Annotated in this window: 24 protein-coding genes; 10 read left to right on the top strand and 14 right to left on the bottom strand. The window is 71.8% G+C overall.

Annotated features, from left to right (window positions below):
• Positions 1–47 precede the first annotated feature (47 nt).
• Positions 48–620: a PadR family transcriptional regulator gene (locus tag ABZV77_RS11190; protein WP_356253543.1), complete on the top strand. Its 573-nt coding sequence runs from the start codon at positions 48–50 to the stop codon at positions 618–620.
• A 37-nt stretch (positions 621–657) separates the two neighbouring features.
• Here ABZV77_RS11190 and ABZV77_RS11185 read toward each other — a convergent pair whose 3' ends face one another.
• Positions 658–1,656 (bottom strand): fibronectin type III domain-containing protein, encoded by a 999-nt coding sequence (locus ABZV77_RS11185; protein WP_356253540.1) that lies wholly within the window; start codon positions 1,654–1,656, stop codon positions 658–660.
• A gap of 181 nt (positions 1,657–1,837) precedes the next feature.
• Here ABZV77_RS11185 and ABZV77_RS11180 point away from each other — a divergent pair, with 181 nt between their 5' ends.
• Complete coding sequence (locus ABZV77_RS11180) at positions 1,838–2,599, top strand: glycoside hydrolase family 75 protein (RefSeq protein WP_356253538.1); 762 nt, start codon at positions 1,838–1,840, stop codon at positions 2,597–2,599.
• 70 nt (positions 2,600–2,669) lie between these two features.
• Here the strand turns inward: ABZV77_RS11180 and ABZV77_RS11175 are convergent, their stop codons facing one another.
• The 7 genes from ABZV77_RS11175 to ABZV77_RS11145 form a co-directional block, all read right to left on the bottom strand.
• Positions 2,670–3,080, bottom strand: a complete 411-nt coding sequence (locus tag ABZV77_RS11175; protein ID WP_356253535.1) for a PTS fructose transporter subunit IIA — start codon at positions 3,078–3,080, stop codon at positions 2,670–2,672.
• Positions 3,073–3,702, bottom strand: coding sequence for a dihydroxyacetone kinase subunit DhaL (gene dhaL / locus ABZV77_RS11170; RefSeq protein ID WP_356253533.1), 630 nt, complete (start codon positions 3,700–3,702; stop codon positions 3,073–3,075). Before dhaL ends, ABZV77_RS11175 begins: the two co-directional genes overlap by 8 nt.
• A 4-nt stretch (positions 3,703–3,706) precedes the next feature.
• A complete protein-coding gene (gene dhaK, locus ABZV77_RS11165) occupies positions 3,707–4,699 on the bottom strand; it encodes a dihydroxyacetone kinase subunit DhaK (protein WP_356253530.1) in 993 nt (330 codons plus the stop codon).
• A gap of 396 nt (positions 4,700–5,095) precedes the next feature.
• On the bottom strand, positions 5,096–6,310 hold the full coding sequence (locus ABZV77_RS11160; protein WP_356253527.1) for a cation:proton antiporter: 1,215 nt from the start codon (positions 6,308–6,310) through the stop codon (positions 5,096–5,098).
• Positions 6,307–6,576 carry a hypothetical protein gene (locus ABZV77_RS11155; RefSeq protein ID WP_356253524.1) on the bottom strand — a complete coding sequence of 90 codons (270 nt, stop codon included), beginning with the start codon at positions 6,574–6,576 and terminating at the stop codon, positions 6,307–6,309. The genes ABZV77_RS11160 and ABZV77_RS11155 overlap by 4 nt, the downstream gene beginning before the upstream one ends.
• Before the next feature lie 198 nt (positions 6,577–6,774).
• The gene (locus ABZV77_RS11150) at positions 6,775–8,085 is read right to left on the bottom strand and encodes a lanthionine synthetase C family protein (RefSeq protein ID WP_356253521.1); all 1,311 of its coding nucleotides are present in this window, start codon (positions 8,083–8,085) and stop codon (positions 6,775–6,777) included.
• On the bottom strand, positions 8,082–11,267 hold the full coding sequence (locus ABZV77_RS11145) for a lantibiotic dehydratase (RefSeq protein WP_356253518.1): 3,186 nt from the start codon (positions 11,265–11,267) through the stop codon (positions 8,082–8,084). The genes ABZV77_RS11150 and ABZV77_RS11145 overlap by 4 nt, the downstream gene beginning before the upstream one ends.
• A gap of 325 nt (positions 11,268–11,592) precedes the next feature.
• On the opposite strand from ABZV77_RS11145, the gene ABZV77_RS11140 reads away from it, so the two are divergent.
• Positions 11,593–11,736 carry a hypothetical protein gene (locus ABZV77_RS11140; RefSeq protein WP_356253516.1) on the top strand — a complete coding sequence of 48 codons (144 nt, stop codon included), beginning with the start codon at positions 11,593–11,595 and terminating at the stop codon, positions 11,734–11,736.
• Positions 11,737–12,485: 749 nt separating this feature from the next.
• Entirely contained in the window at positions 12,486–12,971 is a 486-nt protein-coding gene (locus ABZV77_RS11135) for a hypothetical protein (protein WP_356253513.1), read from the top strand.
• Positions 12,972–13,342: 371 nt separating this feature from the next.
• Here the strand turns inward: ABZV77_RS11135 and thpR are convergent, their stop codons facing one another.
• Both thpR and ABZV77_RS11125 read right to left on the bottom strand, forming a co-directional pair.
• A complete protein-coding gene (gene thpR / locus ABZV77_RS11130) occupies positions 13,343–13,990 on the bottom strand; it encodes an RNA 2',3'-cyclic phosphodiesterase (protein ID WP_356253510.1) in 648 nt (215 codons plus the stop codon).
• A 91-nt stretch (positions 13,991–14,081) separates the two neighbouring features.
• Positions 14,082–14,771, bottom strand: coding sequence for a nitroreductase (locus ABZV77_RS11125; RefSeq protein WP_356253507.1), 690 nt, complete (start codon positions 14,769–14,771; stop codon positions 14,082–14,084).
• Between the two features lie 102 nt (positions 14,772–14,873).
• Here ABZV77_RS11125 and ABZV77_RS11120 point away from each other — a divergent pair, with 102 nt between their 5' ends.
• A complete protein-coding gene (locus ABZV77_RS11120) occupies positions 14,874–15,467 on the top strand; it encodes a TetR family transcriptional regulator (RefSeq protein WP_356253504.1) in 594 nt (197 codons plus the stop codon).
• Here the strand turns inward: ABZV77_RS11120 and ABZV77_RS11115 are convergent.
• Together ABZV77_RS11115 and ABZV77_RS11110 are read right to left on the bottom strand one after the other, a co-directional pair.
• Complete coding sequence (locus ABZV77_RS11115) at positions 15,450–15,941, bottom strand: hypothetical protein (RefSeq protein ID WP_356253501.1); 492 nt, start codon at positions 15,939–15,941, stop codon at positions 15,450–15,452. The genes ABZV77_RS11120 and ABZV77_RS11115 overlap by 18 nt on opposite strands.
• A gap of 76 nt (positions 15,942–16,017) precedes the next feature.
• Positions 16,018–17,001, bottom strand: a complete 984-nt coding sequence (locus ABZV77_RS11110) for an alpha/beta hydrolase (protein WP_356253498.1) — start codon at positions 16,999–17,001, stop codon at positions 16,018–16,020.
• A 145-nt stretch (positions 17,002–17,146) separates the two neighbouring features.
• On the opposite strand from ABZV77_RS11110, the gene ABZV77_RS11105 reads away from it, so the two are divergent.
• From ABZV77_RS11105 to ABZV77_RS11085, 5 genes are all read left to right on the top strand, one after another.
• The gene (locus ABZV77_RS11105; RefSeq protein ID WP_356253495.1) at positions 17,147–17,770 is read left to right on the top strand and encodes a TetR/AcrR family transcriptional regulator C-terminal domain-containing protein; all 624 of its coding nucleotides are present in this window, start codon (positions 17,147–17,149) and stop codon (positions 17,768–17,770) included.
• Between the two features lie 283 nt (positions 17,771–18,053).
• Positions 18,054–18,332, top strand: coding sequence for a hypothetical protein (locus ABZV77_RS11100; protein ID WP_356253492.1), 279 nt, complete (start codon positions 18,054–18,056; stop codon positions 18,330–18,332).
• A 115-nt stretch (positions 18,333–18,447) separates the two neighbouring features.
• Positions 18,448–18,801 (top strand): hypothetical protein, encoded by a 354-nt coding sequence (locus ABZV77_RS11095; RefSeq protein WP_356253489.1) that lies wholly within the window; start codon positions 18,448–18,450, stop codon positions 18,799–18,801.
• 59 nt (positions 18,802–18,860) lie between these two features.
• On the top strand, positions 18,861–20,018 hold the full coding sequence (locus ABZV77_RS11090) for a PLP-dependent cysteine synthase family protein (RefSeq protein ID WP_356253486.1): 1,158 nt from the start codon (positions 18,861–18,863) through the stop codon (positions 20,016–20,018).
• On the top strand, positions 20,015–21,316 hold the full coding sequence (locus ABZV77_RS11085) for an MFS transporter (protein ID WP_356253484.1): 1,302 nt from the start codon (positions 20,015–20,017) through the stop codon (positions 21,314–21,316). The genes ABZV77_RS11090 and ABZV77_RS11085 overlap by 4 nt, the downstream gene beginning before the upstream one ends.
• A gap of 63 nt (positions 21,317–21,379) precedes the next feature.
• On the opposite strand, the gene ABZV77_RS11080 is transcribed toward ABZV77_RS11085, so the two are convergent.
• Positions 21,380–22,060, bottom strand: a complete 681-nt coding sequence (locus ABZV77_RS11080; protein WP_356253481.1) for a DUF3105 domain-containing protein — start codon at positions 22,058–22,060, stop codon at positions 21,380–21,382.
• Between the two features lie 114 nt (positions 22,061–22,174).
• Entirely contained in the window at positions 22,175–22,579 is a 405-nt protein-coding gene (locus ABZV77_RS11075; RefSeq protein WP_356253479.1) for a hypothetical protein, read from the bottom strand.
• Positions 22,580–22,612 lie beyond the last annotated feature (33 nt).

Below are 22,612 nucleotides of genomic sequence, written 5' to 3'. Positions count from 1 at the left end.
GACTATGATGAGGGTGCTGGACGACGAAAGGGAAGGGGTCCCGGGAGATGGCTCTGCGGCACGCGGTGCTCGCGGCACTGCTGGACGGCGAGTACAGCGGCTACCAACTGGCCAAGGGCTTCGACATCGGCGTGGCCAACTTCTGGCACGCGCTGCCCCAGCAGCTCTACGCCGAGCTGGCCAAGCTGGAGACGGAGGGCCTGGTCGCCGGGCGGGAGGTCGTCCAGGAGGGGCGGCCCAACAAGCGGCTCTTCCACGTCACCGACGAGGGCCTCGCCGAGATGGAGCGGTTCGCCGCCCGGGCCGCGAAGCCGTCCTTCATCCGCGACGACCTGCTGGTCAAGGTGCAGGCCGTCGACGGCGTGGCCGCCGCGCCCGTCATCGAGCAGCTCACCGAGCGGGCGGCGGTCGCCGACGCGAAGATCGAGGTCCTGGAGAAGCTCCTCGTACGGCTGCGGGGCGGCGCCGACGAGGAGGACTTCCTGCGCACCGGCGAGCGCATCGGCCCCTATCTGACCTGCCTGCGCGGCCTCGCCTTCGAGCGGGAGTCCCGCGACTGGTGCCGACGCGCGGCGGCGCTCCTGGGCGAGCGGGCCGCCGCCGCGCGCGGGCGGTCATGACGCATCATGCGTCGGCCGGGGGCTGGGGGGGGCGGGGTCAGCCGGTGGTGACGGTCCGTTCGGGGGAGTAGCCGCCCCAGGTCCCGTCGGGCAGCTTGGGACGGATGCGCACCCGGTGCCGCTCCCCGTCCTTCTTGCCGATGTAGAAGCTGTGCTCGGCCTTGTCCCGCGGGGCCGTCCCGCCGAAGACGAGTGAGGTGGCGGTGCGGCCGTCCAGTTGGATCTGGTACTCGGCCACGGCGCCGCCGGTGCGCGGCGGCGTCCACGACAGGTCGATGTAGTACGCCCCGTCGGCCCGGTGGGTGCCTGCCCGGAACCCGGTCGGCGCGGTGCCGCGCCCCGAGTCCTTGCCCGCCGCGGTGGTGACGCTGACCTCGCGGCTTGCGGGCGAGAAGTTGTCGGCGGCGTCCCGCGCCTTGACCGTGAAGGTGTAGTGGGTGCCGGGCCGCAGCCCGGTGACGAGCGTCGCGGTCTGGTTGCCGCCCACGCTGTGGATCTTCGAGCCGCCCTGGAAGACCTCGTACGAGGCCACCTTCTTGTTGTCCGACGACTTGCCCCACGCGAGCATCGCCGCCCTGCTCCCCTCGGCCTCGCCCTTGAGGTCCGCGGGCCGGGAGGGGGGCTTGCGGTCGGCGGCGGCCGCGGCGGGCATCGTGACCGACAGCTTCCTGCTGTCCTCGCTGACGTTGCCCTCGGCGTCGCGGGCGCGGACGGTGAAGCTGTAGGTGGCGGTCGGCTTCAGGCCGACGACGTCCACCATGGTCTCCTGCCCCGACACCTCCTTCACCTTCTTGGTGCCGCGGTACACCTCGTACGCGGTGACCGCCGTGTCGTCGGTGGCCTGGTTCCACATGACGTGGGCGGTGGTGGAGCTGCCTGCCTGCACGGTGAGGCCGCGGGGCGCCGCCGGGGGGTTGGTGTCCCCGGCGTCGTCGCCGCCCCAGGCGCAGCCGCCCAGTGCGGCCGCGGTCGCGGCCATGACGGTCAGCAGGGCCAGCGGGGCCGGATGGGCGGACGGGCGGGGGATCCGTCGCACGGTGCTGCCTTCCACTCGACGGCATTGGTACGGACCTATTTGACACAGGTGACGAGAGCACATCAAGGGGTGGGGCGTCCGCCGTACGGACCGTGATCGGCGGAAGGGGCATACGACGGCGCACAAATTGGGATATCTGGCCTTCGAGCCGTCAGTTGTCCCCAACGAAAGGTTTCTTCTCGTGCGCAACAGAACGACGGCCCTGGTCGTCGCTGCCGGAGTCGCCCTGCTCGCCCCCGCCTGGTACTCCGCCGCGGCACAGCAGTCGCTGTCCGAACCGGACGCCAAGTCGCCGCGCGGAGCGCCGGGTTCGGCGGGTTCAGCGGCTGCCCCTGCCCGTGAGGGAACGGCCCGTGAGGGAACGGTGGGCGCCGCCGACCTGCTGGCCGCGACCCGGAAGTGCAAGCAGATCTCGCACGGCAAGTACCGCACCGACGACGGCGCCCGCGCGGACGTCCCCGTGTGCGCCACCCGAGGCGCGGTCTTCTGGAAGGCCGACATGGACATCGACTGCGACGGCCGACGCAGCAAGGCGTGCAACCGTCGCACCGACCCGCTGTTCCAGCCCACCACGGCCTTCCAGCAGTCCGACGGCCGCCAGCTGAACGCGGCACGCCTGCCCTACGTCGTCGTGCCCGGCGCGAGCCACCGCTGGAAGCACGCCAAGCACGGCATCACGGGCGGCACCGTCGCCGCCGTCGTCCACCGTGGCCGGGTCCAGTACGCCGTCGTCGGCGACACCGGCCCCACCGACCTCATCGGCGAGGCGTCGTACGCGACGGCCCGGGCCCTCGGCATCCGCCCCGACCCGCGCACGGGCGGCACGGGCGAAGACGTCACGTACGTCCTCTTCAAGGGCTCCAAGGCGCAGCCGATCGAGAGCCACGGGGCCGCGGTCGCCCGGGGCGACGCGCTGGCGCGGGAGTTCGTGCGGCGGAACTGAGCGGGAGTTCGTGCGGCGGAACTGACGGGGCCGGACCGGGCACCGCGGGCCTCGCCCACCGGTTCCCGGCTCACACCTTCCGATACGTGTACGCCTCCGCTGCCGCCGCCTCGACCGTGGCGAGGTCGCCACCGGCCGACGCGGTCACCACCGCCGCCACCGCGCCCTCCACGAACGGGGCGTCCACCAGGCGTGTGCCGTCCGGGAGTTCGTCGCCCTCGGCGATCAGGGCCTTCACGGTGAGGACCGCGCTGCCGAGATCAGTGAGGACGGCGATCCCCGCGCCGCGGTCGACGCGCGAGGCCGCCGCCGAGATCAGCTCCGCGCTGGTGCCGAGCCCGCCGTCGGCCGTGCCCCCGGCGGCGGCCACGGGCGCGGTTGCGCCGCCGCCCGCGAGCCCGGTGGCCAGCGCGGCGACTGCCTCGGCGACGGGCCCGCTGTGCGACACGAGGACGACGCCGACCAGCCGCTCGTCAGCCACAGCCGCCCTCCCGCACGTCGCCGGTGCCCTCGGCGGCCTCCGCGAGGGCCGCGAAGAGCAGTGCCGAGGACGTGGCGCCCGGGTCCTGGTGCCCGATGCTGCGCTCGCCGAGGTAGCTCGCGCGGCCCTTGCGCGCCTGTAGTGGCGTCGTCGACAGGGCGCCCTGGAGCGCGGCCTCGCGTGCCGCGCCGAAGGAGTCCTCCAGCGCGTCGATGCCGGGCACGAGCGCGTCCAGCATCGTCTTGTCGCCGGGCGCGGCACCGCCGAGCGCGGCCACCGCGTCGACGCCGGTGCGCAGCGCCTCGGCGAACCGCGCCTCGTCGACCTCGGGGGCGTCGCCGAGCGCCTTGCCGGTGCGGCGCAGCAGCGTGCCGTAGAGCGGCCCCGACGCGCCGCCGACCGTCGAGATCAACTGCCGTCCCGCCAGCGTGAGGACGGCGCCCGGGGTGTCCGGTGCCTCCTTCTCCAGGACGGCGGCGACGGCCGTGAAGCCGCGCTTCAGGTTGCTGCCGTGGTCGGCGTCGCCGATGGGCGAGTCCAGTTCCGTGAGCCGTTCCGCCTCACGGTCGACGGCTGAGGCGGTGACCGTCAGCCAGCGGCGGAAGAAGAGGGCGTCGAGCACGGCGTCAGCACCCCCAGCGCAGCGCGGGAGTCCGCACCGGCGCGTCCCACAACCGCAGCATCTCCTCATCGATCTGACACAGCGTCACCGAGGCTCCCGCCATGTCCAGGGAGGTGACGTAGTTGCCGACGAGCGTGCGCGCCACGGGGACGCCGCGCTCGACGAGCACGCGCTGGACCTCGGCGTTGAAGCCGTAGAGCTCCAACAGGGGAGTGGCTCCCATGCCGTTGACGAGCAGGAGTACAGGATCGTGCGGTTCGAGGTCTTCGAGTACGGCGTTGACGGCGAAGTCGGCGATCTCGCGGGACGTCATCATCGCCCGCCGCTCGCGCCCCGGCTCGCCGTGGATCCCCACCCCCAACTCCAGCTCGCCGGGCGGCAGATCGAAGGTGGGGCTGCCCTTGGCGGGCGTACTGCACGCACTGAGCGCGACACCGAAGCTGCGCGTGTTCGCGTTGACCTGCCGGGCCATCGCCTCGACCCGCTCCAACGGCATGCCCGCGTCGGCGGCGGCCCCCGCCAGCTTCTCCACGAAGAGCGTGGCGCCGGTGCCGCGCCGCCCCGCGGTGTAGAGGCTGTCGGTGACCGCGACATCGTCGTTGACGAGCACCTTCGCCACCTGGATGCCCTCGTCCTCGGCGAGTTCGGCGGCCATGTCGAAGTTGAGGACGTCGCCCGTGTAGTTCTTCACGATGAAGAGCACACCCGCGCCGCTGTCCACGGCGGCCGCGGCCCGCACCATCTGGTCCGGCACGGGCGAGGTGAACACCTCTCCCGGACAGGCCGCCGACAGCATCCCCGGCCCCACGAACCCACCGTGCAACGGCTCGTGCCCGGACCCGCCGCCCGAGACGAGGGCGACCTTCCCCTCGACGGGAGCGTCCCTGCGCACGATCACCCGGTTCTCGACGTCGACGGTCAGCTCGGGATGAGCGGCGGCCATCCCGCGCAGCGCGTCGGCGACCACGGTCTCCGCGACGTTGATCAGCATCCTCATGCGTGTCTCCTAGGAAGGTGGGCAGGCAGGATCTTTGGTGACGTCCCGTCAGGCGGGTCTTCTGCTCGACCGACTCACGGCTGGAGTGTCGCTGTCGGCAGTATCGACCTTGCGGCAGCGAAGGTCACGCGCGAGGACTTCAGAGGCGTGCCCGCACCCGAATCGGCAACCAGCTCGTGTGCAAGGGACTTGACTGGGCCGTGAGCCTCGGTGGCCTGCGAGGGGGCCTATCTTTCCCGCCCCGTTGCTCGGCGCGGCCGGTTCCCTCGCCTGTGCGGGGCTACCCCGACTCGGGACGGCTCCGGTGTTGCTGAACCAGCGCGGCACGGCGACACCACAAGGCCCCGCGGTGCGCGCCGTAGCCGCACGCTGGGGCGTGAGTGGTGGAGTGCTTCCTCACCACGCCTCCGATTCCGTGGCGGGTCCGTTCGGAGTCGTGGTCTTGCGTGCCTTTGCCCGAACCCTCAGGGCGAGGAGTGGGAAGGCGAGAACGGAAACCATGGCGGCGCCCACCAGGGCCGCGGCCTCGCCCTTCCCCAAGGTCCCGTCGTCCAGGCCGATGGTGGTGATGGCGACGACGAGCGGCAGGCAGGTCGAGGAGTACAGGGTCAGGGACCTGCGGTCGGAGGAGCTCAGGTCGCGAGGGGCCAGCGCATGGGCCGGGAGCCCTCGTACGAGCAGGAACAGGAGCAGGAAGACCGGCAGCAGCAGGAGGGCCCGGCCGCCGTCGATCAGTGAGGCGAGGTCGAAGTTGATGCCGGTGACGATGAAGAACAGAGGGACGAGGAATCCGAAGCCCATCGCCTCCACCTTGCCCAGGACCTCTTCGCCGGCCTCGGGGGCGGCCCCTTGGAACACCAGTCGGGTGAGCAGGCCCGCCGCGAAGGCACCGAGGAGTACGTCGAGGCCGAACGCCGCGGACAGCGCGAGCATGGCGACCAGCAGCAGCATCACGAAGCGGACGGCGAACTGGCCGCTGGTGTGCAGCGTCGTGCGGATGACCTGGGCGAACCACGGTGGGTGGGGGCGCAGCGCCCAGTAGATCGCCCCGGCCGTGATGATCGCGAAGGCGGCGAGCACCGCCGTGGACACGCCTGGTTCGCGGCCGCTGAGCAGCACCGCCATGGCGATGATGGGACCGAATTCGCCGACGGCGCCAAAGGCCATCGTCACCGTGCCGAAACGGCCTCGCAGGTCGCCGCTGTCGCGCAGCAGCGGCAGGACGGTGCCGAGGGCCGTGCTGGTCAGCGCGGTGCCGATGACCACGCTCCGGGACAGGTCCATGCCGGTCAGTGCCAGTGCGACGCCGAGGCCCAGGACCAGGGAGACCAGCCAGGCCCACACGGAGCGACGCAGGGTGTCCCCGCGGATGGCCGCGAACTCGATCTCGTACCCGGCCAGGAAGATGAGCATGGCCAGGCCGAGCTCCGAGAGCGTGTCGATGACCGCGTCGTGCCGGGCCAGGCCGAGGACGTCGGGGCCGATGAGGATCCCGAGCGCGATCTCGAAGATGACCAGGGGGATGCGGACCCAGCGGCGGGTGCCGTGCGCGAGGAGGGGAGCGAGGACGGCGACGCCTGTGATCAGGATGAGGGTTCCCGGGTGCGTCATACGGGCCTCCGCACGCGCGTGCCGTTTCCTGGGGTCCCGTCGGGCACGGCTGGTCGGTCCTGGGCCATGATCTGGTCCGGGGTGCGGTCCTGCTGGTGGAGGATGCCGATGCCGGGCGCCGAAACGTCCTGCGGCGCGGTGCCTTCGTTGCCCGCAGCGACCACGACCGCGCCCTTGTGCGGGCCCGGTTTGCTGTCGTTGCCGCACGCGGTGGTCAGCAACAGGATGACGCCGAGGGCGACGGCCAGTCGCGCAGGAGTACGCATGGTTCGAGCGTCGGGGCCGCGGAGGCACGCCGCATGTGGGGGCGGCCATGCGGGCGACCTGCGGGCGGCTGTCCGGCATAGCGGCGGCCGGGTGCGGCTCATCGAGCAGGGCATCGTGGACGCCGCGCCACCATGCGATGTCCGGGCTCGGGCGGCGCACTCGCGGCCGTCAGGGTCCCGTGGCTTCGCAGGACTCCTTCAGCACAGCAGTAGAGCCGCCTGCCACGGCAGTTCGCCGAGTGGTGCCTCAGGATTCGTCGCATGGTGCAGCGCGAGCGCTGCGCCCGCTGCCCCGTCCAGGAAGCCCGGGCGGTGGACCACCGACCCGACTCCGGGGGCGGCGGCGGGCCACAGGAAGGGGTGGGACGGGTCCGCTGCGGCCGCCAGGGAAGTGGTCAACCCTGGGAGCAGGGCGACCAGTTCGTCTCCGCCGGGCTCCCGGGCCATGAGGGTCACGATCGTGGTCAGCCCCGCGAGGCCGTGGCAGAGCGTGGGGTCGGCGAAGTCGCCGCGGTGACAGGCGCGGGCGACCGCGGTCACCGCCTGCCGGTTCCACTCCGGTTCCTTCAGGGCCAGCGCGGCCAGTTGGAGGGCGCGGGCGACGCCCGGTGTTCCGTAGCACCAGCCGGTGCGCGCCTCGGCCAGCTCGGGGCGGGCTCCGGAGGCCGCGGTCAGTTCGGCGTCCAGCGGCACGATGTTGGGCCAGCCCACGCCGTCCGGGCTGCGACGGGCCAGCAGCCATTCGGTGATGGTGCGGATCGCCCGCTCCTGGCCGGGCACGCGGACGCCCGCGCGGTGGGCGAGGGAGAGCAGCGCGAGCGGGCCGGGGATGCCGTGGGCGAGACCGACGTTGAAGTGTCCGCCGGGGATTCCCTGGGGTTCGCTGAACAGGATCGGGTCGGTGGTCCACCAGCCGGGCACGGTCCTGCCGCCCGGTTCGGTGACCGGGTGGGTGAGGGCGACGAGGTGGGTGAGGACGAGCTCGGTGGTCTCGCGGTGTTCGGGTCCGGCCGCGAGGAGCAGGCGGCCCAGACCGGAGAGGCCCGCCACCACGTCGTACCCGGCCATCCTCGCCCCGGCCGTCCTCGTGCCAGTGGTTCCGGTCGCTAGACGGGGTGTGTCTTCCTCGATGAGTCGCCGGGCCAGCAGCGCCACTTGAACGTCCAGCTTGGTGAGGAGCGCCGCGTACTCGCCGGGCTTGGTGACGGCCGTGCGCGCGGCGAAGGCGACCGCGGGCAGTCCCGCGTACAGCCCTTCGCGTGCGGGTCTGGTCACGCCGGTGACCGCCGCCGTCAGGTGCGCGTGCGTGGCGCGCGCGGCGTCGGGGGCGGTGTGGGCGAGTGCCGCGAAAAGCAGCGCGACGCCCGCGTGGCCGTCCGCAAGGGACTGGGGATGCCACAGGGAGCGGGTCTCGGCCAGCTCCGGGGTCTGCCCCGCGGCCACTTGTGCGGCCAGCGCGACCGGATCGGTGAGGCGCTCGGCGAGGAGCGCGACGGGGTTCTCGGTCATGAGCGGGCCCTTTCCCGGTCGAGGTGGGCCTGGACCGCGCCGCGGGCCACGGCCAGGCTCTGTGCCTCGGCCGTACGGTCCGTGCCGAGGCGCCGGTTGCAGTGCATGTGGACGAGGGAGGCGAGCACCGCGTCGGGGGAGACGCTCAGTACGCCCCGGGCCTGCTCCTCGCGCACCAGCCCTCCGAAACGTTCGACCGCCGCGTGGTGCGCATGGGCTTCCGGGCCCTCCGGCGCGAGGTGGGCGAGTGCTTGTCTCCTGCGTGCCGCGAAGGCCTTGTGGTGCTGTTCCCGCTTGGGGTACGTGCGAGTGAGCCAGTGCCGCCAGTCCTCGCCGTAGCCCCGGTGGAAGGCCGATATCAGCCCGGTCACGTCGTGCGCGGTGGCCAGGATCCGGTCGCTCGTCGGAGCCGCGAGGCGCTCGAGCACCAGTTGGCTGTCCGCATGGAACACCTCTTCGGCCGCGCCGAGCAGCGTCGGTCCTCCGTAGCGCTCGGTCTCGGGCGAGTAGCTGTTCAGGCGCAGCCCCCGGGCGAGTCCGTCCGCGGCCAGTTGCTGTGCCAGGTCGTGGAGTCGGGGAAGCAGTACACCGTTGAGCAGGGATGGGTCGCCGTGCAGGCGCAGCCGCAGGTGTGGGTCCGGATCGGCGTACCGGATGAAGAACCACCGGTCGACGCCGCCCGTCTCGTCGGACGGGGTGGGCAGCGCGGACAGGAAGCGGTGCAGCGGCCCGGTGAGGAGTTCGTCCTGGCGCTCGGCGGAGGAGTAGAGCGACGCGTACAGCCAGGGCCCGCCGGGCGGGGTTTCGCCGGTTCCCGGTCGGCTCACGGGGAGTGCGGTGCCCGTCGGCCGTAGTGTTCGAGGCTGTGTGAGCCTTGCGGGCCGTGGCGATCGAGGTTGAGCGGCGTCCGGGTGTGGCTGACGTGGCGTCAGGGTCGCTACCGCTTCCACCTCGTGGGGGCCGCCGGGGCCGTGCAACCAGCCGCCGTCGGAGTCCTGACCCAGGGGCAGTTCGTGGACCAAGGCCTCGCCCGTCCGTTCGCACTCGCGGCGCAGGATCTCTTGGTGCGCGGGGACGGTGAGGTTCAGCGGGATGCGGTGGTCGCCGAGGGCGAGCTGGACGTGGTCGGGCACGTGCCAGACCTCTCGCCACTCCGCCAAGGACGGGCCGGTCGCTGCCAGGCGCCAGCGGGCCGGGGTGAGCAGGGTGCGACCGGTGCGTACGGCAGGGAGGAACGGCAGATCCTCCGCCGCGCCCCACTCCCACAGCCGCCACTGCCTGCGGCCGAACGCGGCGGCTTCGATGAGGAAGCGCACCGTGTTGGGCGCGGTCAGTTCGCGGTTGAGCACGTGCAGAGCCGTTGGGGTCAGCTCGCGGCCGAGCGCGACGGAGACGATCCGGAAGCCCTCGGAGTCGGCGCAGACGGCGATGTCGTCGAGGGTGAGGTCGGTGACGCCCGGCGCGGCAGGACCCGGGTGAGCGCCGATGACCAGGCGTCCGTCCAGCCAGGTGGGCACCTGGGCGACGTTGGCGTGCCGGTGGTGGGAGGCCTGGTGGTGGACCTGGACGGCGAGGCGCCCGGTGGGAGCCTCGCGTGCGGAACGCACCGTCTGCCGGATCGCCTCGGCCTGTGCGGGCTCGAAGAGGTGCGCGAACCGGCCCATGAGACCGCCGGACGCGGTGGCCGCGCCGTTGAGGACGAGCGTGAAGTCGCCCCGGTCGACCGCGGCCGCCGACGCTGCCGCGATCTGCACGACGAGTTCGAGGGCGGGCGGCCGCACGCCGCCGTCGGCCCCGTCCCGGTCCGCGGACCCGCCCCGCTCGGCGGACCCGCCGTCGTCCGCGGTCTCCAACCTGCGCAGCCACTGCTCGTCCAGGACGACCTCCCGCGCCCCGCGTGCCTGCGCCTCGGCCGCAAGCCCCAGCAACAGCCGCTGTCGCGCGGCACCCAGCGGAGCGGGCCCCGGGTCCGGACGGTGGCTCGGGGGCAGCCGGTATCCGGCCGGGGCGCCGAGACCGATGTCGGGGTCGAGGAGCTCCTTCACGGGCACGTGGCGCCCCAGGCCGTACCGCTCGACGAAGTCCTGGTGGTACGAGGTCAGGCGCCCGCGCCCCGAGGGCGCGAGGCGCCACAGCGCGGCGGCGGCGCGCTCCAGTTCACGGGCGACCTCGTGCGAGAGCTCGACGGTGCCGTCCAAGCGCAGGTCCACTTGGATCGCGTGCCCGCCGATGGCGGCGGTGTCCTTGGGATCGGCGGAGGTGTCGTCGAGTGCTGCCGCGGCGCCCTCAAGTGCCCTGCGCCAGGCGGCTCTTCCCGCCCCGAGCGGGGTGCGGAGGTAGTCGTCGAGGGCTCCGCGCAGTTCGGCGACGCGCCTCGCGGCGGGGGCGCCGGCCGGGAGCAGGGCCTCGACGTGTGCCAGCGGGTCGGGGGCGTCCAGAGGCGGGCGCAGCTCCGTCAGAAGTACCTCTGCGCCGATGAGTTGGGCGACGAGTCGGGCCACGGCGCCTTCGGGAGCCCCGGTGAACCGTGCTTCGACTTCCTGGACCAAGGTCTCGCAGCGTATGGGGCAGGCCGCGGCCTCCAGGACGGCGCGCACGACCGGAGTGTGGCGCAGCGTCCGCGACGTGGGGCGGTTCTCGCCCGCCGGGGTGGCGGCGCCCTGTCCGGGTCCGGCCGGGGCGAACGGCAGGACCAGGCGCCCGCCGCGTACGAAACACAGCCCGTTGGCCACCACGCTCAGCCCTCGGTGCACGGCCGGGTCACGCTCCCACTCGGCGATCAGCCGGGCCAGCAGGCCGGCGTCCAGCCGCGCGGCCTTGTGTCCTTCGCCGGTGAGCTCACCCTTGGTGGCCGCGCCGAAGGAGCCCCACAGGACGCCCGCGAGGAGTCCGAAGGGGGTGGGTCGGGACGCGGCGCGGAGCAGATAGCGAGTCACTGCGCGATGAGCCTTGCGCAGGTCGGACGCGGCGACGGGCGCGTCGGCAAGTACGGCGTCGAGGGTGCGGGCGAGCGAGGGGCTGGAGACCTCCAGGGCCTCGCGGAACAGTGCGTCGGTGACCAGTTCCGTGAGGCGGGCGCGGAGTGCATCGGGTGTGTCGAGGGCGTCGGCCTCGCTCCGCTCAACGCGGGCCTCATCGCCGGTCTCGTCCCGGGCCTTCCTCGCGCCGTCCCGCGAGGACACGTCTTGTTGGGCCGCATCGTGCCAGGTCGTACGGGCTCTCGGCCGTGCCAGGAGCGGCGCTCTCAGAAGCACTCCGTCCGCGCAGCGGAACACTGGTTCCGCGCTTTGGTTACGCCGCATCTGTGCAACTGCCCCCTTACTGGATGGCCCATAAAACTGAGTTAAGAAACCCCAATTCCCCTCTCAGGGAATGGCGTCACACTACCCAGTTGCCCCCTCACCCGTAACCCCTTGACTCCGTCCGCTATCCGTACCTAGATTCCGATCTCGTCACCCGAGGGTGGCGATTCGTTCGGTTTCACAGGTTCCACTGGAAGGAATTCCCATGCCCGAAAGCATGACTCAGGACCTCTTTGACATCGACCTCACCGAGACCGCGATCCAGGACACCGCCCAGGACGGCGCCGCAGGCGCGATCTCCGGCGAGGAGTCCTGTTTCCGCACGTGCACGACCTGCTCGCTCTGCTGACGCAGGCCATGTGACGGCCCGGTTCCGGCCGTGCATCGCACGGCCGGAACCGGGCCGTTCGCCTGCTCGGGCGGACCGGGATAACCGGGCGGGCAAGAGGAGTTGCCCTTTTGGTCACGGGCTTTGCGTCATGGGGCAAGGTTTCCGTGCGTATGCCCGTACCGTTGACACGGCGACAGGTTATCGGCGACGTTTCATTTGGTACCGCGAAAACTATGCGACCGCTTTGATAAACGATGGCTTTCTGCTGCTCTCCCGCCTCTCCGCCCTCCTAGGCCCCGCCGCCTTCCCTCGGCGCCCCTGCCGTTGTCGTGACCGGCTGGCCCAGTTCCCGGGCAAAGAGTTTGATCAGGTCGTGCATTCGCCAGCGGTCGGAGCCATCTGCCGTCTCGGTCACCAGATGAGCACGGCCCAAGGCGGCCAGAACCTGACGCGCCGGACCGTCGAGGAGTGCCGCAGCGGCTTCCGTGGAGATCTCCGGGCCGGGATTGAGCCCGCACAGCGTGAAGGCACGGGCCTGTTCCCCGGTGAGCCGCCGGTAGGAGAGGTTGAACGCCGCCCGCGCAGTACTCGACGACCCGGCGCAGATCGCCGGGAGAGCTGTCCGGACGCCTGTCGTCGGGGCGGGCCCGGGCAAGGGCGTTCGTGATCACGGAGGCCGCGGGCCCGGGAGGCAATTGGTCCAGGGTGAAGAGCGCCGCGGCCAGCGCCGGTGAGGAGAGGCTGAGACGGGAGGTGAGCAGGAGGCGGTGTCCGCCTCCGGGCGGCACGAGGGGCAGGACCTGGTCGATGGACGCCGCGTCGTCCGCCACGATGAGGACCGGTCGGCTTTGGGCGGCACGGTTGTGGAGTTCCGTTCGGAACAGCACGCTGCGCTCGTCGAGCGTCGGCTGGAGGTCGACCGTCGGCACGCCCAGGCCACGCAGCAGCAGGCTCAAGGCCTGCGCGGCGCCGACCTGCCCGGCCGGGTCGTAGCCGCGGAGAGCCACGAACAGCGCGCCGCCGGTGAACCAGCCTCGGTTCAAGGCCTCTTGGGCCACGTGCAGGGCAGGTGCCGTCTTGCCGGCTCCGGGCAACCCCGACACGGCCACGACCGCAGCCGTGCCCATGTTCCCGCTCATGCCGTTGTGGCCACCGTGTTGGGCGCGGGCGTGCTCGCGGGGGTCCAGCAGGCGCAGGAGGCTTGCCACCTGAACGTCCCGGCCCACGAGCCCACCCGGTACGGGCGGCAGTGACACGCCGGCGGGCCCGCCGGCCGCGCCGCCGTCGCCGATTGCGGGATGGTAGTCCCCGGCGACCTGGATGATCTGTGCGCGCCCCGACGCCCGGGCGTTCATCTGTGTAAACGGACCCGGCTTACGGTCTCGGGGGCTCACACGAGGTACCCAAGGAGTCTGGGAGCCGGCTGATTCCACCTGCCGACAGCTCCGTCGGCTTTCCATGCCCTTGCGGTACTGACCACTTGGCCTCCCCCGCCCGCGCCCTCACGGTGTGTCTCCAGAGTGCCACCTGCCCGGTCCCAGGCACCCGGCGTTGCAGGCAGGACCCTTGGTAACGTCCCGTCAAGGGGTTCTTCTGCTCGACCGAGTCGTCCTGGTGATCATGATCATGCAGAGCAGTCGGTGGCGGCTTCGGATCGGGTCCCCTTTGGCCGGTTTGGCCGCCTTTGCTGGTGACCGGCGGCAAGGGACCATGCGTCGATGTCCTGATAGCGCCGCGGGCCCAGGTGGCCGCTTACCGTGCTGCCGACCAGGTGGAGGCGCTCGGTCTGCCAGGAGCGTCCGGTGAAGCCGTCCAGGCAGGCGGCCGCCGCCGCTACGGACGCGGTGTCGTAGCGGCGCGCGCGGGCCAGCGTGAGGTGGGGGCGCAACGGACGCTCGGCGAAAACGATGCCGCAGTCCCTGACCCGCGCACGTACCGCTTCGGCCAGCTCGTGCAGTCCTTCGAGATCGCCCTCGATGCCGCTCCACAGCACGCGCTCGTCGAAGTGCCCGCCACCGAGCAGCGCCAGTCGGAGAGGAGGTCGGGCAGCTGCCAGGTCGGCGAGGGGTGCACGAAGCCGCTTGACGATCGGCACCGGCAGTTCGCCCAGGAAGGCCAGGGTGACGTGCCAGTCCTCTATGCGGTTCCAGCGCAGGTCGGGGTGGGCGGCGTAGGCGGGACCCAGGGCGTGCGCCAGCTCGTTCTTCGCGTCGTCGGGCGGTGCGAGGGCGATGAACGCGTGCTGGGTGGCGGTCTGGGGTGGTTCGGTCACGGGTGTCTTCTTACCTCATCCGTCCCGCGGGGCCGAAGTCCAACGGTGCGCAGGGCGGCCGGCCACCATGATGAAACCGCCTGGTTGCCGCCTAGTCGTGGAAGGCCGTGGTCGCGCCCAGCGCGGCGCGCCCGGTCGTCACCCGGTTCACTGGCGCGCTCTCGTCGGCGTAACCGAACGAGATGCCCACGAGCAGCTTTCCTCCGGTGACGCCGAGCTCGTCCCGGACGGTGTCGGCGTAGAAGCTCAGCAGTCCCTGCGGGCAACTGTCCACGCCGTACGCGGTCATCGCCAGGAGCAGTGTCTGCATGTACGCGCCGACGTCGGCGGCGGGCCGTGCCGCGCCGTCACCGTCGACGAAGAGGAACGCGGCGTGCGGTGCGCCGTAGAAGCGCAGGCTCTCCGCGTCGTAGGCCGCACGTGCCGCGTGGTCGTCGGGCGCGATGCCCAGCGCTCCGTACAGCTCGGCGCCGAACGCGGCCCGGCGCGCCCGGTGCACCTGCGCGTACATGTCCTCGGAGTACGGGAGGTCCACCGAGGTGTGCCGCTCGGCGTGAGCCGCCAGCAGGGCCGTCGCCAGTCGCTCGCGCGCCGCGCCGCTCACCACCTCCACCTGCCACGGCTGCGTATTGGAGTTGGACGGCGCGGCGCCCGCCAGCGAGAAGATCGCGCGCATCGTCTCCGCGGGCACAGCCTCCGGGCGGAACGCGCGGGTCGCGTGACGGCCGCGTATGAGTTTCTCGGCGCAGCCGCTCAGTTCGGTGGGGATTCGGCTTCTCATGGTGCACTCCTCGGCGATGGCGGAAGTAAACGGGAGCGTTTACCTGGGGGTGATCGTAGCGAGCCGAACCCTCTGAAGTAAACGCAGACGTATACTTGCGCCATGGCCACGACGACGACCGCACCTCAGCAGCGAGGACGTGGGGGCCGGGAGCGCATCCTGGCCGCCGCCGCCCAGCTGTTCGCGGCCCAGGGGATCAACGCGACCGGCATGGAACAGGTCGCGGACCAGGCGCCGGTGTCCAAGCGGACGCTCTACGCGCACTTCCGGACCAAGAACGATCTGGTCCTCGCCCACCTGGCGAACCTCGCGTCGTCCGGCGCGACCCTGGAAGGCGTGCTGACGCGCGAGGACATCCCCCCGCGGGAGCGGATCCTGCGACTGTTCGACCAGCCCGCGGCGGACGCGGTCCCGGTGCGGGGGTGCCCCTTCATCGATGCCGCCGCCGAGTTCCCCGACCCGAAGAGCGCGGTCCACTCCTACGCCCGCGAACAGAAGCTGCGGATGGTTGAACTGGTCACTGCGCTGGTGACGGAGCTGGGCTGCCAGGAGCCCGCCGCGCTCGCCGAACAGCTGGTCACCCTCGCGGACGGGGCGGCCAGTCGCGCCATGGTGCTGGACGACGCGGACTACGGCCGGTACGCGCGGGCGGCGGCGGAGGTCCTCCTCGAACGGGCCCTACCGGGCGCGGATTGACGGGAGCGTGGGTTCGGACGCCCGCCCCGAATCTCGCGGGCGCCGCCACAGGAGCGTGACCGCCAGGAGGGCCGCCAGGGTGGGAGCCATCCCGGCCCACCCCAGCGCCGGTGGCAGACCGGTCTCGCCGGAGGTGTCCATCGTGAGCAGCCCGGTCAGTCCGACGCTCGCGCTGAGCAAGGACATCGCGGTCGTGGCAGGACGGGCCCACGACTTGCCCGCCTTGACGGCCCAGGTCGTCCAGAGCCAGCCGATGACGCCGAGCACTCCGATGGCGGACAGCAGGACCAGATAGGTGGTGACGGCCGAGTCGACCTCCGCCGGGGTGTACGTGGGATAGCCCGCCCGGATGTGGTCGGCGAGCAGATGGCTGGTGGCACGGTCGGCGTAGGGGAGGGCCGTCGCGGCGGCCGTGAGCCCAAGGCCCGTGTACATCGCGCCGATTGTCCAGCGCTGATGGCGTGTCTTCGTCATCGGAGTGCTTTCTCCTTTCCGTCATGCGGTGAGTGAGGGCAGTCACGTGGTGAGGGCAGCCACGTGGTGAGGGCGATCACGCGGTGAGGGCGGTTCGGAGGAAGGCCAGGATCTCCGCCCGTGCTGCCTCGGCCTGGGGCTCCACGCCCGGCAGGGTGAGGAACGCGTGCCGGGCTCCGGGGTACTCGGTGAGCCGTACCGGCGTCCCGGCCGACCGCAGCCGTTCGGCGTAGCTGCGGCCGTGATCGGCAACCGCGTCCTTGGTCGGTACCACCACGAGCGCGGGGGCCAGTCCGCCCAGGCTGTCGGCGTACAGCGGCGAGAGCGCACGGGCGTCCGTTCCCGGCGGGACGGACAGCCGCTGGAAGAGGCGCAGTTGAGGAACGGCGGGGGTCGGGCTGTACCCGTACTCGTCGATCGAGGCGTAGTCGAACATCGTCCCGGAGACGTCGACGGCGGGGTTGACCAGCACCTGCGCCCTGAGCCGCAGGCCTGCCTCACTGGCCCGGATCGCTGCCAGGGCACTGATCAGCGCGCCGCAGCTCTCGCCGAAGACGGCCGTGCGCGTCGGGTCGACGCCCCACTCCGCGGCATGCCGGACCACGTGCCGGAGCACGTCCCAGCCGTCGTCGACGGCATCCGACAGCGGATTCTCCGGGGCGACGAGGCGGTGCTCGACCGAGACGACGAGCGCGGGCAGGTGGGCGGCGAGATGACTGTTCGCCCAGTCGCACTGCACCGCCGTGCCGACGAAACTGCCTCCGTGTACGTGGAGTACGAGGGGTAGCAGCTCGGTCTGATCGCCGCCCTCGTCGTCGCCCTTGTCCTCGCCGTCGCGCGCCGGGTCCGGCCGGTACACCCGGACCGGCAGCTTGCGGCCGGGCAGCGGCACCTCCTGCCAGGTGATCGTGGCGCCGGGATCCGGTTGCCCCAGGAGCGCCCGTGCCGCGCCGGACGCCCGGAAGCGGTTCTCCGCGTCGCGGTAGGCGACCAGTTCCTCGGCCGTCAGCGTCGCCCAGTCCGGCTCCGCCGGCCGCTCGACGGCAGTGACCTCACGCATGTCTCCTCCTTGATTTGCAGGTGACTTGAAAGCCGACTTGAAGCCGACTTGAAACCTACGCCGTAGGTTTTGGCTCCGCACCATAATTTCTACGGTGTAGGTTTGGCAAGGAAGGGCAGGCGAACCGGGAAAGGCAGGAGTGGCTGTGGCCAGACGTACTCAGGGCACCTCGGCGGGGCTCGATCACGAGCGCATCGCCGCCGCTGCCGTCGCGCTGGTCGACCGCGACGGCCTGGAGCGCTTCGGGGTGCGACGGCTCGCTGTGGAGCTCGGGGTCGACCCGATGTCGATCTACCACCACATCAAGGGCAAGGCGGCGCTGCTGGACGCGATGTCCGAGGCGGTGCTCGCCGAGGTGGTGGTTGTCGCGGACGGCGAGGCGCCCCGCGGCTGGGAGGACGTCGCCCGCCGGACGGCGCACGCCTACCGCGTGTTGGCCTATCGGCATCCCCGGGTGTTCCCGCTGCTGGTGACGCGCGCCCAGACCTCGCCGGTGGCCGTCTCCGCCCTGGAGGAACTGGTCACCGCGATGCGCGAGGCCGGTCTGCCCGACCGGGCGGTCGCGGATGCGCCCATGGTGCTGTTCAGCTTCCTCAACGGTCACCTGCTGGCGCGCACCAGCGAAGGCGTCGGTGCCGTGCCCGCGTTCGACACCGCCGAGTTTCCGGCCATGGCCGCGCTCGCCCCTCTCATGGCCGACTTCGGCTCCCTGGCGGAGTTCGACCGGATGCTCGACACCGTGATCGCCGGGATCAAGGGCCTCACGTAGGGCCCGTCTCGCGCGTAGCGATCGAGCCCGCCTCGACGGGGTGCCCTTGGAGACTTCAGGACCCAAGACCCTCGATCTTCAGCCGTGTTGGACGTCGGAAGCCGCGAGCGCCTTGTCGCCGGGCTACGATCACGGGGTGATGACGGCCTGGTCTCCTTTCGGTACGCGCGGGAGCCGCTCGACAGCGGCTCTGTTGCGGGTTCTGGGGCTGGGTCTCTTCCTTTTCGGGCTGGTGTTCGCGCATGCGGCCAGCCCCGAGGCGACGAGTCGGCACATCGGGGCCGTGAGCGGTGTCGTGGCGGCGGATCCAGCGGTCGGCGTGGCCCATGCGGCTGAAGCGCCGGGTGGCCATTCGCACGATCACCCCCAGTCGCACACCGTCGAGGAGTGCGCCCTGGGGCAGCCCCCGCAGGGGCCCGACGTCGACCTGCCCTGCCTCTCGCCGCTGGGTTCGGCGTGGCTGGACGGTGTGCCCGTGCCTGCGGGCGCCCAGCGCGTCGCGGGCCGCGACTTCGTCGTGCCGATAGCGCACGCGGCCGACACCACGATCCTGCGCGTGTAGACCGACCGGTTCCCTGACCGGTCTGTCCTCGTCCCGGCCATAGGTGTCAGCGCCGCGCGTCCCGTACGCGTGCCGTCCGCATGCCACCGCCGGGCAGTTGTCGCGCGGAGGATCTGTGCTGCCTCGGCTCTTTGTCCGCAATCTGTTGTACGTCCTGCTGCTCGCCGCGGTGCTCATGTGCTTCGGCGGCCATCACCACGGCCAGGAAGGGCCGCACGCGCCGTCGGCACTTCAGATGGCCGACGCGCCCGCTTCTCCCGAGCACTGCCACGAGCTCGGTTCAGGACCCGGTTCCGGGTCCGGCTCCGTCGCGCAGTCGTCCGTACGTCTCCTCGCGCCCGTGCCCACCACCGCACCGGCCGTGCATGCGGTGCGTGCCTCGGCGGCGCGACCCCTGGGCGTCGCGCGAGGAAGAGACCCGTGCGGTGGCAGGGCCGCCCTCAACTCGCTCTGCACATGGCGCATATAGGGGCCCGTCGCGATCCCCGTACGCGTCCACCCCCCGAACGAGAGCGAAGAAGCGAAGAGATGCATTCTCCGATCGCGCACGACTCCGCCCACTTCACGCATACCGCCCCTGCCGGATCCACCCTCCCCGGCGGATCCACCCTTTCCGGCCTCGTCGGCAACACCCCCGTCCTCCATGTCTCCCACCCCCTCGCCCCGCCCGGCCGGGGCTTCTGGGCCAAGCTGGAGGGCTTCAATCCCGGTGGCATCAAGGACCGCCCGGGGCTGCACATGGTCGAACGCGCCCGTGCGCGCGGCGAGTTGCGGCCGAGGTGCCGCATCGTCGAGTCGACCAGCGGCACGCTCGGCCTCGGCCTCGCGCTGGCCGGTACGGTCCACGGGCACCCGGTCACCCTGGTCACCGACCCTGGCCTGGAGCCGTCCATGACCCGGCTGCTCGCCGCCCACGGGGCGACCGTCGACATGGTGCCCGAACCCGACCCGGCCGGAGGCTGGCAGCAGGCCCGCCGCGACCGCGTCGCCGAACTCCTCGCGGCGCACCCCGGCTCGTGGTGCCCCGACCAGTACGGCAACCCCGACAACGTCGCCGCCTACACCCCGCTGGCCCTCGAACTCGCCAGGCAGCTGGGCCACATCGACGTCCTGGTGTGCAGCGTCGGCACCGGCGGTCACTCGGCGGGCATCTCCCGCGTCCTGCGTCAGCTCTACCCCGGGCTGCGCCTCGTCGGCGTGGACACCGTCGGCTCGACCATCTTCGGCCAGCCCGCCCGGCCCAGGCTCATGCGCGGCCTGGGATCGAGCATCTACCCGCGCAACGTCGCGTACGAGAACTTCAGCGAGGTCCACTGGGTGTCACCGGCCGAATCGGTCTGGGCCTGCAGGCAGTTGGCGACCTCGCACTACGCGACCGGCGGCTGGAGCGTCGGCTCGGTCGCACTGGTGGCGGGCTGGCTCGCCCGGACGCTCCCGCGCGACACCCGCATCGTCGCCGTCTTCCCCGACGGCCCGCAGCGCTATCTGGAGACCGTCTACGACGACGCGTACTGCGCCCGGCACGGACTCCTCGGCGGGTCCCCGGCCTCCGAACCCGACGTGGTCGACCGCCCCGACGAGAAGGAGGTCACCCGCTGGACCCGCTGCACCACCGTCCACGATCCCCTGGGCAACTCCGCCCCCGACGAAAACCGTTCAGCCCGGCCCGAAGGTGAGGCGCGGTGAAGACGACCCTGACGCAGTTCCGTTCCTACGACCGCAGCGTCCAGCTGCTCTTGGCCAACCAGTTCACCATCAACCTCGGCTTCTACATGCTGATGCCGTACCTCGCCCAGCATCTGTCCGGCACGCTCGGCCTCGCGGGCTGGCTCGTCGGACTCGTCCTCGGCGTACGCAACTTCAGCCAGCAGGGCATGTTCCTCGTCGGCGGCACTCTCGCCGACCGGTTCGGCTACAAGCCGCTGATCGTCGCGGGGTGCGTCCTGCGCACCATCGGATTCGCCACCCTCGGCCTCGTCGACTCGGTACCGGCGCTGCTCGTCGCCTCCGCGGCCACCGGATTCGCGGGCGCGCTGTTCAACCCCGCGGTGCGGGCCTACCTCGCCGCCGACGCCGGGGAGCGCCGGGTCGAGGCCTTCGCGTTGTTCAACGTCTTCTACCAGGCAGGCATCCTGCTGGGCCCGCTCGTGGGCATGCTGCTGACCGGCGTCGACTTCCGGATCACCTGTCTCGTCTCGGCGGTGATCTTCGCGCTCCTGAGCGTCGTACAGATCCGCTCGCTGCCCGCGCGAAGGGGAGCGGACGCGGAGGGCGGCAAGCACGACGGTTCCGGTGAAGGCGTGCTCGCCCAGTGGCGGAGCATCATCCGCAACCGTGCCTTCCTGCTCTTCTCGACCGCCATGATCGGCTCGTACGTCCTGACCTTCCAGGTCTATCTGGCACTGCCCCTGGAGGTGCGACGCCTGGGCGGCGACGGCGACTTCGGCACCTTCGCCGTCGCGCTGCTCTTCGCGGTGTCCGGCCTCACGACCATCCTCGGGCAGACCCGCGTGACGGCCTGGTGCAAGGAGCGGCTGGCGCCGGGACGGGCCCTGGCCTGGGGCCTGTTGAGCATGGGGCTGGCCTTCGTGCCGCTCATCGCGGCGACGGCCCTGCCGGTGCCGGGCGGGGGAGCCGGGCGGTGGCTGCTCGCCGCCGTCCCGCCGATGCTGGCCGCGCTGCTGCTCGCGCTGGGCACGATGATCGCGTACCCCTTCGAGATGGACACCATCGTCCGGCTGGCGGAGGACCGGCTGGTCGCCACCCATTACGGCCTCTACAACACCATCTGCGGTGTCGGCATCACCCTCGGCAACCTGCTGACGGGAGTCGCCCTGGACGCGGCGCGCGAGGCCGGGATGTCGGCGCTGCCATGGCTGGCGCTGCTCCTCCTCGGCCTCGGCTGCTCGGGGGCCCTGTACGGGCTGCACCGCGCGGGACGGCTGACTCCCGCGTCGCCGGAGGTCCAACCGGCAGCGGCCTGACCTGACGGCGTCCCGGGTCCGGCCGGCGCGCGGCATTCGGCCCGCGCGCCGACCGGGCCCGGATCACGCGGACTCGATCCCTCCGGCGCACGCGGCGCCCGGCTCCGGAGTCTGCGGGCCCTGCACGTACTTGCTGAAGAACTCCGCGACCCGCGGGTCGGCGGCGCTGTCGACGGTCAGCTGGTGTCCCCAGGCCGACAGCATGATCGGGCTCCGCTGCTGTTCGACCGGGCTCATCAGGCTGTACGAGGTCTTCGAGACCTTGTCACTCAGCTTCTTGACGTCGGCGGCGGGGGCCTTCTTGTTGTACGTGACCCAGACCGCGCCGTGTTCGAGGGAGTGCACGGCGTTCTCGTTCGGTATGGCCTTCTTGTAGACCTTGGCCTCGCACGTCATCCAGGCCTGGCTGTGGTCGCCGCCGACCGGCGGCGTCATCGGGTAGTCGACGGCCTTCTCGACGTGATTGCGGCCCAGCTTCTTGGCGTCCCACGTCTTCTCGCCCCGCACGGGCTTCTTCGCGGCCGCGGTGTTCTGCTCCTCCTTGTCGTTGGCCCGGTTGATGGCGTACGCGCCGAAGCCGATGAGCGAGGCCACGATCACCGTGCTCACCGAGACGGTGATGATGCGGTTGCGCCGCTCGCGGGCCTGCTCCGCGCGCTGCATCGCCTCGACTCGGGCTTTGCGCGCGGCGGCGACCGCCTTCTTGCTCGGCTTGTTCGGATTGCCGGACTTGGCCTTGGCCATGGGTGTTCCTGTCCCCGCCGCACGGGGGCGCGGCGGTGGTGGCGGTGTCTGTGTCGGTGGACGCCGTGTGCGCGGGGCAGGCCGCATCCGCGGGCCCGCCCTGCCGGGGTCCGCCTAGGTCCGCTGCACCTGGAGCATGTGGAGGTCGGGAGAGCCGCGGGTCGAGGGCTGCTCGACCGCGGGGCCGGGCGCCGACAGCGCCTGGGGGTAGGGCGCTTGGTGGTGGAAGGCCGACAGGGACGGTCCGGCCGGGCCGGGCACCGCTCGTACGCCGTGGGCGGAGGGTGCGCAACACTCCTCGTCGGGCGGGCAGTCGGAGCCTTCCACGGGAGACGCGTGGTCGTCCGATGACAGTGTCAGGGCGACCGCCGCCGCGTGCCCGGTGCCTTCGTGGCCGCCGTCGGGAGCGACGGGACCGAGACACATGAACAACGTGGTGACGAGGGCGACGAGCGCAGCGGCCGACGCGGCGCGGCACAAGGCGTGCCGGGAGGCGCGGGTCCACTGCGACTGTCTCATCGCAGCGCATCGTAGCGATCGTCGGCGGCGGGG

The organism is Streptomyces sp. NPDC004732 (genome assembly GCF_040609235.1).
Lineage (GTDB): Bacteria > Actinomycetota > Actinomycetes > Streptomycetales > Streptomycetaceae > Streptomyces.
The sequence above is the reverse complement of the archived record's forward strand: the minus strand, read 5'-3'. Positions and strand labels throughout refer to the sequence as shown.

Excerpts from the sequence above, each read along its gene's own strand:
- ABZV77_RS11080 (WP_356253481.1), bottom strand. The coding sequence starts at position 22,060 with ATGGCCAAGGCCAAGTCCGGCAATCCGAACAAGCCGAGCAAGAAGGCG.
- ABZV77_RS11155 (WP_356253524.1), bottom strand. The coding sequence starts at position 6,576 with ATGCGTACTCCTGCGCGACTGGCCGTCGCCCTCGGCGTCATCCTGTTG.
- ABZV77_RS11150 (WP_356253521.1), bottom strand. The coding sequence starts at position 8,085 with ATGACCGAGAACCCCGTCGCGCTCCTCGCCGAGCGCCTCACCGATCCG.
- ABZV77_RS11125 (WP_356253507.1), bottom strand. The coding sequence starts at position 14,771 with ATGAGAAGCCGAATCCCCACCGAACTGAGCGGCTGCGCCGAGAAACTC.
- ABZV77_RS11140 (WP_356253516.1), top strand. The coding sequence starts at position 11,593 with ATGCCCGAAAGCATGACTCAGGACCTCTTTGACATCGACCTCACCGAG.
- ABZV77_RS11160 (WP_356253527.1), bottom strand. The coding sequence starts at position 6,310 with ATGACGCACCCGGGAACCCTCATCCTGATCACAGGCGTCGCCGTCCTC.
- ABZV77_RS11115 (WP_356253501.1), bottom strand. The coding sequence starts at position 15,941 with ATGACGAAGACACGCCATCAGCGCTGGACAATCGGCGCGATGTACACG.
- ABZV77_RS11090 (WP_356253486.1), top strand. The coding sequence starts at position 18,861 with ATGCATTCTCCGATCGCGCACGACTCCGCCCACTTCACGCATACCGCC.
- ABZV77_RS11110 (WP_356253498.1), bottom strand. The coding sequence starts at position 17,001 with ATGCGTGAGGTCACTGCCGTCGAGCGGCCGGCGGAGCCGGACTGGGCG.
- ABZV77_RS11120 (WP_356253504.1), top strand. The coding sequence starts at position 14,874 with ATGGCCACGACGACGACCGCACCTCAGCAGCGAGGACGTGGGGGCCGG.
- ABZV77_RS11075 (WP_356253479.1), bottom strand. The coding sequence starts at position 22,579 with ATGAGACAGTCGCAGTGGACCCGCGCCTCCCGGCACGCCTTGTGCCGC.
- ABZV77_RS11190 (WP_356253543.1), top strand. The coding sequence starts at position 48 with ATGGCTCTGCGGCACGCGGTGCTCGCGGCACTGCTGGACGGCGAGTAC.
- dhaK (WP_356253530.1), bottom strand. The coding sequence starts at position 4,699 with ATGAGGATGCTGATCAACGTCGCGGAGACCGTGGTCGCCGACGCGCTG.